Source organism: Caulobacter sp. P1_B12_2, assembly GCF_056406675.1.
The window spans coordinates 1-7905 of sequence record NZ_JBFTZS010000206.1; the positions used below are offsets into that span (position 1 = coordinate 1).

Annotated in this window: 9 protein-coding genes and 1 pseudogene; 9 read left to right on the forward strand and 1 reads right to left on the reverse strand. The window is 67.8% G+C overall.

The window, feature by feature from the left end:
- Window positions 1–159, reverse strand: a pseudogene (locus AC1DZ6_RS13955) (alpha/beta hydrolase); the annotation flags it as partial.
- A 211-nt stretch (window positions 160–370) separates the two neighbouring features.
- On the opposite strand from AC1DZ6_RS13955, the gene AC1DZ6_RS13960 reads away from it, so the two are divergent.
- The 9 genes from AC1DZ6_RS13960 to AC1DZ6_RS14000 all read left to right on the forward strand — a co-directional run bounded on the left by AC1DZ6_RS13960 (window position 371) and on the right by AC1DZ6_RS14000 (window position 7677).
- The gene (locus tag AC1DZ6_RS13960) at window positions 371–862 is read left to right on the forward strand and encodes an Rrf2 family transcriptional regulator (RefSeq protein ID WP_477097766.1); all 492 of its coding nucleotides are present in this window, start codon (window positions 371–373) and stop codon (window positions 860–862) included.
- Window positions 859–1992 carry a cysteine desulfurase family protein gene (locus tag AC1DZ6_RS13965; protein ID WP_477097767.1) on the forward strand — a complete coding sequence of 378 codons (1134 nt, stop codon included), beginning with the start codon at window positions 859–861 and terminating at the stop codon, window positions 1990–1992. The genes AC1DZ6_RS13960 and AC1DZ6_RS13965 overlap by 4 nt, the downstream gene beginning before the upstream one ends.
- Window positions 1992–3461, forward strand: a complete 1470-nt coding sequence (sufB, locus tag AC1DZ6_RS13970; protein ID WP_477097768.1) for a Fe-S cluster assembly protein SufB — start codon at window positions 1992–1994, stop codon at window positions 3459–3461. The genes AC1DZ6_RS13965 and sufB overlap by 1 nt, the downstream gene beginning before the upstream one ends.
- Window positions 3458–3760 (forward strand): hypothetical protein, encoded by a 303-nt coding sequence (locus AC1DZ6_RS13975; RefSeq protein ID WP_477097769.1) that lies wholly within the window; start codon window positions 3458–3460, stop codon window positions 3758–3760. The genes sufB and AC1DZ6_RS13975 overlap by 4 nt, the downstream gene beginning before the upstream one ends.
- The gene (gene sufC, locus AC1DZ6_RS13980) at window positions 3753–4499 is read left to right on the forward strand and encodes a Fe-S cluster assembly ATPase SufC (RefSeq protein WP_477097770.1); all 747 of its coding nucleotides are present in this window, start codon (window positions 3753–3755) and stop codon (window positions 4497–4499) included. The genes AC1DZ6_RS13975 and sufC overlap by 8 nt, the downstream gene beginning before the upstream one ends.
- Window positions 4499–5530 carry a Fe-S cluster assembly protein SufD gene (sufD, locus tag AC1DZ6_RS13985; RefSeq protein ID WP_477097771.1) on the forward strand — a complete coding sequence of 344 codons (1032 nt, stop codon included), beginning with the start codon at window positions 4499–4501 and terminating at the stop codon, window positions 5528–5530. Before sufC ends, sufD begins: the two co-directional genes overlap by 1 nt.
- Window positions 5530–6756 (forward strand): aminotransferase class V-fold PLP-dependent enzyme, encoded by a 1227-nt coding sequence (locus AC1DZ6_RS13990; RefSeq protein WP_477097772.1) that lies wholly within the window; start codon window positions 5530–5532, stop codon window positions 6754–6756. Before sufD ends, AC1DZ6_RS13990 begins: the two co-directional genes overlap by 1 nt.
- Before the next feature lie 6 nt (window positions 6757–6762).
- Window positions 6763–7107: an SUF system Fe-S cluster assembly protein gene (locus AC1DZ6_RS13995; protein ID WP_477097773.1), complete on the forward strand. Its 345-nt coding sequence runs from the start codon at window positions 6763–6765 to the stop codon at window positions 7105–7107.
- A 165-nt stretch (window positions 7108–7272) separates the two neighbouring features.
- On the forward strand, window positions 7273–7677 hold the full coding sequence (locus AC1DZ6_RS14000; RefSeq protein ID WP_477097774.1) for a HesB/IscA family protein: 405 nt from the start codon (window positions 7273–7275) through the stop codon (window positions 7675–7677).
- Window positions 7678–7905: the final 228 nt, after the last annotated feature.

The window sequence follows — 7905 nt, forward strand, 5'->3', positions numbered from 1 at the left end:
GAACAGGTGGTACAGCTGCACCGAGACCGGGTGGTTCATGTGCCCGCCCGCCTTGGGGTGCGGATGCAGGATCAGCGCGATCGGGGCGTTGTCGGTCTTGCCCGGGGAATAGCGGCCCTCGATGCGGCCCGAAGCTCCGGTCAAAATCACGTCAGGCATTCAAGGTCCCTATCCAAAAAGGGGCGACGGGGTCGGCTCCTTGCGCCCCGCCCAACGGAGGGAGAGGCGAAGGAATACTTGACCGCTGCGCTTGGTCTTCCTAAATCCGCACCGCGCGCCTTGGTCTTTCGCAAGAGCCTCGGGCGCGAAGTCGCGGCTTGTAGCACACGCCTAAGCCAATGCGCGGCGAATCCGCAAGGAGATAAGGCGCATGCGCCTGAGCACCAAGGGACGCTACGCGGTGATGGCCATGACCGATCTGGCCCGCCGCCAGGATCAGGCCGAGGGCCGGGCCGTGGCCCTGGCCGAGATCGCCGCGCGCCAGCAGATCTCGCTTTCCTATCTCGAGCAGCTCTTCGCCCGCCTGCGCCGCAAGGGGCTGGTGGTCAGCGCCCGGGGTCCGGGCGGCGGCTACCGCCTGGCCCGCGAGGCCTGCGACACCGCCATCGCCGACATCGTCCTGGCCGTGGACGAGCCCCTGCGGGCCACCCGCTGCGGCCTGTCGCAGCCCGGAAGCAAGGCCAAGGGCGCGCCCAAGGGCTGCATGGCCGGCGGCGCCCAGTGCCTGACCCACGACCTCTGGGAAGAGATGGGCCGCCAGATCCACGGCTACCTGGCCAGCGTGTCGGTCGCCGACGTGCTGAACGGCAAGCTCAAGGAGCGGGCCCTGYAGAACAAGGCTGGGGAGCAGGCGGCCGCGTGAGCAAGCCCTCGATCTATCTCGACTACAACGCCACCGCCCCGATCCGCCCCGAGGCGCGGGACGCGGTGCTGCGCGCCTTCGAGACCGCCGGCAACCCCTCGTCGGTGCACGCCAGCGGCCGGGCCGCGCGCGACCTGGTCGAGACCGCCCGCAAGCAGGTGGCCGATCTGGTCGGTGTCGTTCCGGGCTCGGTCACCTTCGTCAGCGGCGGCACGGAAGCCAACGCCCTGGCCATCGGCAGCGCCGCCTTCGCCGGCTTCAACCGCATCATCGTCAGCGAGGGCGAGCACGACGCCGTCCTCGAAACCGCCGCCGCCTCGGGCCTGCAGGTCCTGAAGATGCCGCTGGACGCCGACGGCGTCGCGCGGCTGGATTGGCTGGAAGAGGCGCTCAGCGACGAAGGCCGCGCCTTGGTCTGCCTGATGCTGGCCAACAACGAGACCGGTGTGATCCAGCCCGTGGCCGAGGCTTCCGCCCTGGTTCGCGACGCCGACGGTTGGCTGCATGTCGACGCCGTCCAGGCGGCCGGCAAGATCGCCATCGACTTCACCGCCCTGGGCGCCGACACCCTGGCGCTGTCGGCCCACAAGCTGGGCGGCCCGCAGGGCGTCGGCGCGCTGGTGGCCGGTACGCGCGCCACGATCGTTCGCCAGCAGCACGGCGGCGGCCAGGAGCGCGGCCGCAGGGCCGGCACCGAGAACGTCGCCGGCATCGCCGGCTTCGGCGCGGCGGCGGAAGCGGCCGTCCACGACTTGCCCTCGATGGCCAATCAAGGCACATGGCGCGACGCCTTGGCCGAACGGCTCAAGGCCGCTGGCGCTGTCGTGCTCGGGGAGGGCGCTCAGCGCCTTCCGCAAACCCTGTGCTTGGCGGCCGAAGGCTTCGCCTCGCAGATCCAGGTGATGAACCTGGACCTGGCGGGCGTGATGGTCAGCGCCGGCAGCGCCTGCTCGTCGGGCAAGGTCAAGGCCAGCCGCGTGGTGGAAGCCATGGGCCGGTCCGACCTGGCTCCGTTCGCCCTGCGCGTCAGCGGCGGCTGGGCCTCGACCGAGCAAGACTGGATTTCCTGCGGCGACGCCTGGCTCGCCGCCTATTCGCGTATCGGCGCCCGTCGCCGGGAGGTGGCGTAATGGCCGCGGTCAAAGAGACCATTGATACCGTCGCGTCGCTCGAGAAGTACGAGCACGGCTTCACGACCGATATCGAGCAGGAGTTCGCCCCCAAGGGCCTCTCCGAGGACATCGTGCGCTTCATCTCGGCCAAGAAGGACGAGCCCCAGTGGATGCTGGACTGGCGTCTGGACGCCTATCGCCGCTGGCTTGAGCTGGAAGAGCCGACCTGGGCCAAGGTCGACTTCCCCAAGATCGACTATCAGGACAGCTACTATTACGCCGCGCCGACCCAGAAGGCCGGGATCGCCAGTCTCGACGAGGTGGATCCCGACATCCTGGCCGTCTACGCCAAGCTGGGCATCCCGCTGAAGGAGCAGGAAGTGCTGGCCGGCGTCGTCGGCGCGCCGCGCTACGCCGTGGACGCGGTGTTCGACAGCGTCAGCGTCGTCACCACCTTCAAGAAGGAGCTGGCGGCGGTCGGCGTGATCTTCTGCTCGATGAGCGAGGCGATCCGCGAGCACCCGGAGCTGGTCAAGCAGTACCTGGGCTCGGTCGTGCCGACGTCCGACAACTATTTCGCCTGCCTCAACAGCGCGGTCTTCAGCGACGGCTCGTTCGTCTACATCCCGCCGGGCGTGCGCTGCCCTATGGAGCTATCGACCTATTTCCGCATCAACGCCAAGGACAGCGGCCAGTTCGAGCGGACCCTGATCATCGCCGACAAGGGCGCCTATTGCTCTTACCTCGAGGGCTGCACGGCCCCGATGCGCGACGAGAACCAGCTGCACGCCGCCGTGGTCGAGCTGGTGCTCCTGGACGACGCCGAGATCAAGTACTCCACCGTCCAGAACTGGTATCCGGGTGACCCCGAGACCGGCAAGGGCGGCATCTACAACTTCGTCACCAAGCGCGCCGACTGCCGCGGCGACCGCTCCAAGGTGTCGTGGACCCAGGTCGAGACCGGCTCGGCCATCACCTGGAAATATCCGTCCTGCGTGCTGCGCGGCGAGGGCTCGTCGGGCGAGTTCTACTCGATCGCCGTGACCAACGGCCACCAGCAGGCCGACACCGGCACCAAGATGATCCACCTGGGCGCCAATACGAAGTCGCGGATCGTCGCCAAGGGCATCAGCGCCGGCAAGTCGACCAGCACCTATCGCGGCCTGGTCTCCGCCCACCCGAAAGCCAAGGGCGCGCGCAACTTCACCCAGTGCGACTCCTTGCTGATCGGCAAGACCTGCGCGGCCCACACCGTGCCCTATATCGAGGCCCGCAACGGCCAGTCGGTGTTCGAGCACGAGGCCACGACCACCCGCCTGTCGGACGACCAGCTGTTCTATTGCCAGCAGCGCGGACTGTCGCAGGAAGAGGCCGTGGCCCTGCTGGTCAACGGCTTCGTCAAGGACGTGCTGCAGCAACTGCCCATGGAATTCGCCGTCGAAGCCCAGAAGCTGGTGGCGATCTCGCTGGAAGGCTCGGTGGGATGACGCCTGTCCGCTTCGGCCTGAACGACAAGGAATACAAGTACGCCCGCCAACTGGCCTTTCAGGCGGCGCACGGGACTTGGATCAACCCCTACGGCGACGACGCGCCGCTGATCGACCGCAGCGCCAAGCTGCTGTCGGGCGGCAATGCCGACGCCGCCGCCGAGCGGGAGTTGCTGACCACGCTGCTCAAGCTCGCCTGCTACAGCCCCGAACACGAATGGGAAGCGCCGACCCTGACCGGCAAGCCGACCACCTTCGCTCTCCAGACGCTCGAAAAGATCACGGCCTTCAATGCTTAATATCCAGAACCTCCACGCCAATGTCGGCGACAAGCCGATCCTCAAGGGCGTCACGCTGGACGTGCCGGCCGGCGAGGTGCACGCCATCATGGGGCCGAACGGGGCTGGCAAGTCGACGCTGTCGTACGTGCTGACCGGCCGCGGCGGCTACGAGGTCACCGAGGGCTCGGCCACGCTGAACGGCGAGGACCTGCTGGCCCTGGAGCCCAACGAGCGGGCCGCCAAGGGTGTGTTCCTGTCGTTCCAGTATCCGCTGGAGATCCCGGGCGTGCCGGCTCTGACCTTCATCCGCACGGCTCTCAACGCCCAGCGCCGGGCGCGCGGCGAGGACGAGATCGCCGCCCCGGCCTTCCTGAAGCTGGCCAAGGAAAAGGCCGCGGCGCTGAAGATCGACTTCGACATGCTCAAGCGCGGCCTGAACGTCGGCTTCTCGGGCGGCGAGAAGAAGCGGATGGAAATCCTGCAGATGGCGATGCTGTCGCCCAAGTTCCTGATCCTGGACGAGACCGACAGCGGCCTGGACATCGACGCCCTGAAGATCGTGTCGGAAGGCGTCAACGCCCTGCGCGCGCCCGATCGCGGCATGCTGGTGATCACCCACTATCAGCGCCTGCTGGACTACATCAAACCCGACCGCGTCCACGTGCTGGCCGCCGGCCGCATCGTCGCCTCGGGCGGCCCGGAGCTGGCCCTGCAGCTCGAGGCCGAAGGCTACGACAAGTACACGGTCGCCGCCTGATGAGCCTGGCCTCCGCCCTCAAGACCGGCGACCTGACCCAGCTGCCGTCGCGCCGCGACGAGGACTGGCGCTGGACCGATCTGCGCGGCCTGGTGCGAACCTTGCCGCCCGTCTCGCCGGCGGTGAGCGCCGCCGTCGCCGCCGGTCCGTTCGACGGCCTGGCCGCCGACGAGATCCTGTTCGTCAACGGCCGTCAGCGTCATGCCGCCGCGACCGGCGCGGGTGATGTCATCGCGCTGCGCTTCGTCTCGGTCTCCGAGGGCGCGGCCCACGCCGCCGCCTACGCGATCGTCGTCGAGCCGGGCGCCACCCTGGTCCTGCTGGAAAGCCACGAGGGCCGCGCGGGCGGCTACTTCTCGGACGTCACCCTGGACATCGCGGTGGGCGAGGGCGCTCGCGTCGAGCGCATCGTGCTGATCGACGACCATGCCGAGGCCATCGACGTGATCACCGCCGAGGTCGACCTGGCCCCGGGCGCGACCTTCAACCAGACCGTCCTGACCGCCGGCGCCCGCCGCCAGCGGATCGAGACCCGCGTCAACCACCCCGGCGCCCACGCCAACGTCCGGCTGGACGGCGTCTACGTCCTGGAAAACCAGCGCCACGCCGACCAGACCACGGTCGTCACCCACGGCGGCGTCGACGGGATCACCAGCCAGCTGACCAAGGGCGTCGTGGACGACCAGGCGCGCGGCGTGTTCCAGGGCCGAATCGTCGTCCAGCCCGGCGCCGACCAGACCGACGCCCGCATGGGCCACCACGCCCTGATCCTGTCGGACAAGGCCGAGGTCGACGCCAAGCCCGAGCTGCTGATCTTCGCCGACGACGTCGCCTGCGCCCACGGCAACACCATCGGCGCCCTGGACGACGAGCAGATCTTCTACGCCCGCCAGCGCGGCATTCCCGAAGCCGAGGCCCGCGCCATGCTGACCCAGGCCTTCCTGGGCGAGGTGGTCGAGCGCATCGAGCACGCGGGCGCACGCGAAGTGGCGACCGCCTGGGTCGCCGCCAGGCTGGGGAGGGCGATCTAGTGGCTTTTGACGCGCCCTTCGACGTCGAGGCGATCCGCGCCCAGTTCCCGATCCTGGCCCGCCAGGTGCACGGCAAGCCGCTGGTCTATCTGGACAGCGCCGCCAGCGCCCAGAAGCCGGAAGCGGTGCTGAACGCCATGACGGGCCTGGCCCGCACCAGCTACGCCAATGTCCATCGCGGCCTGCACACGCTCGCCAATGAAACGACGCAAGCCTATGAACAGGCTCGGGAAACCGTCGCGAAGTTCATCAACGCCGAACCCACCGAAATCGTCTGGACCAAGAGCGCCACCGAGGCGGTCAACCTGGTCGCCGACACCTTCGGCCGTTCGCTGAAGGCCGGCGACGAGATCCTCATCTCCGAGATGGAGCACCACGCCAACATCGTGCCGTGGCACTTCCTGCGCGAACGCTACGGCCTGGTGCTGAAGTTCGTGCCCGTCACCGACGACGGCCGGCTGGACATGGAGGCCTATAAGGGTCTGCTGAACGAGCGCACCCGGATGGTGGCGCTCAGCCACATGTCGAACGTGCTGGGCACCATCAACGACGCCGTCGAGATCGTCCGCCTGGCCCATGCGGCCGGCGCGCCGGTGCTGCTGGACGGCTGCCAGGCCATCGTCCACGCCAAAGTGGACGTGAAGGCCCTGGACGTCGATTTCTACGTCTTCTCCGGCCACAAGCTGTACGGCCCCACCGGCATCGGCGTGCTCTACGGCAAAGCCGAGCGCCTGGCCGCGCTGCCGCCCTATCAGGGCGGCGGCGAGATGATCGGCTCGGTGTCGATGGACAAGATCACCTATGCAGACCCGCCGCACCGGTTTGAAGCCGGCACCCCGGCGATCCTCGAGGCCGTCGGTCTGGGTGCGGCCATCGACTGGCTGAACACCATCGACCGCGACGCGGCCCTGGCCCACGAGCACGCGCTCTATCAACGGGTCGTCGATCAGCTGGACGGCGTCAACGGCGTGCGGATCATCGGCACGGCGCCTGGCAAGGGCGCGGTGCTGAGCTTCGTGGTCGAGGGCGCCCACGCCCATGACGTGGCCCAGGTGCTGGACCGTTACGGCGTGGCCGTGCGCGCCGGCACCCACTGCGCGGAGCCGCTGATGAAGCGTTTCGGCGTCACATCGAGCGCTCGCGCTTCGTTCGCCCTATATAACACCCTGGACGAGGCCGACGCGTTCGTGAGCGCGCTGGCCAAGGCCCGCAGTTTCTTCAGTTGAGCCGACATGACCGACCAAGCTGTCTCCAAGATCCCGCAGGCCGAACTCGACAAGCTGACCGACCAGCTGATCGAGAAGCTGAAGACGGTGTTCGACCCGGAAATCCCGGTCGACATCTACGAGCTGGGCCTGATCTACAAGGTGGACGTGTCCGACGAAAAGGACGTGGCCATCGACATGACCCTGACCGCCCCGGGCTGCCCGGTGGCCGGGGAARTGCCGGGCTGGGTCCGCGACGCGGTCATGGAGCTGGAAGGCATCAAGTCGTGCCATGTCGACCTGGTCTTCGAGCCGCCGTGGGATCCCTCGCGGATGAGCGACGAGGCCAAGCTGCAACTGAACATGTTCTGATCGGTTCGAAAGTTTAATACCGCTCATCCCGGCGAATGCCGGGACCCAGATGGAATGGCTTTGAGGCTGGCGCCAGAAGCGCTGAGCTCTTCCAATCAGCCTCAGCGCCTTGGGATCTGGGTCCCGGCATTCGCCGGGATGAGCGGTTGAGAGTAGGATTGCGATATGGAAGCCACGATCTCACCGACGATAACCCCTCGCGTTCGTCGCCCCCGCCCCAAGGTCGTCACCCTGACGCCGGCCGCCGCCGCGCGGGTGAAGGAGATCATGGACCGGGCCGATAAGCCTTATGCGGGCCTGCGCGTGGGCGTGAAGAACGGCGGCTGCGCGGGCTCGGAATACATCTTCGAATACGCGGCCGAGAAGGGCCCGATCGACGAGGTGGTCGAGGACCAGGGCGTGACCATCCTGATCGATCCCAAGGCCGTGCTGTTCCTGATCGGCACCACGATCGACTACGAGACCACCAAGCTGTCGTCGAAGTTCGTGTTCAACAACCCCAACGAAACCGACGCCTGCGGCTGCGGCGAGAGCGTGACGATCCAGCCGGCGCCCGAGGCTCTGGACTGACGCTCATCAATACGCCGTCTTGCGGGGAATGCGGCTTGGCCTGGGGCGCGCCGGCGTTCCGCCACGAGGACCATGCGCCGCTGTACTGGTCTGACACCGGCATGCTGTGCTCGACCGCCTGCGCCACAAAGCATTTCGACCAGCGCCGGGAGGACGGGGCGTTGGTTCCGGTTCCGGCGGAGTGTACGGTCGAGCTGTGACCTAAATCCAGTTCCCGGTGACCTGCAT

What these genes read in the sequence shown, in the direction of transcription:
- sufB (WP_477097768.1), top strand. Translation starts at nt 1,992, where the DNA reads ATGGCCGCGGTCAAAGAGACCATTGATACCGTCGCGTCGCTCGAGAAG.
- AC1DZ6_RS13975 (WP_477097769.1), top strand. Translation starts at nt 3,458, where the DNA reads ATGACGCCTGTCCGCTTCGGCCTGAACGACAAGGAATACAAGTACGCC.
- sufC (WP_477097770.1), top strand. Translation starts at nt 3,753, where the DNA reads ATGCTTAATATCCAGAACCTCCACGCCAATGTCGGCGACAAGCCGATC.
- sufD (WP_477097771.1), top strand. Translation starts at nt 4,499, where the DNA reads ATGAGCCTGGCCTCCGCCCTCAAGACCGGCGACCTGACCCAGCTGCCG.
- AC1DZ6_RS14000 (WP_477097774.1), top strand. Translation starts at nt 7,273, where the DNA reads ATGGAAGCCACGATCTCACCGACGATAACCCCTCGCGTTCGTCGCCCC.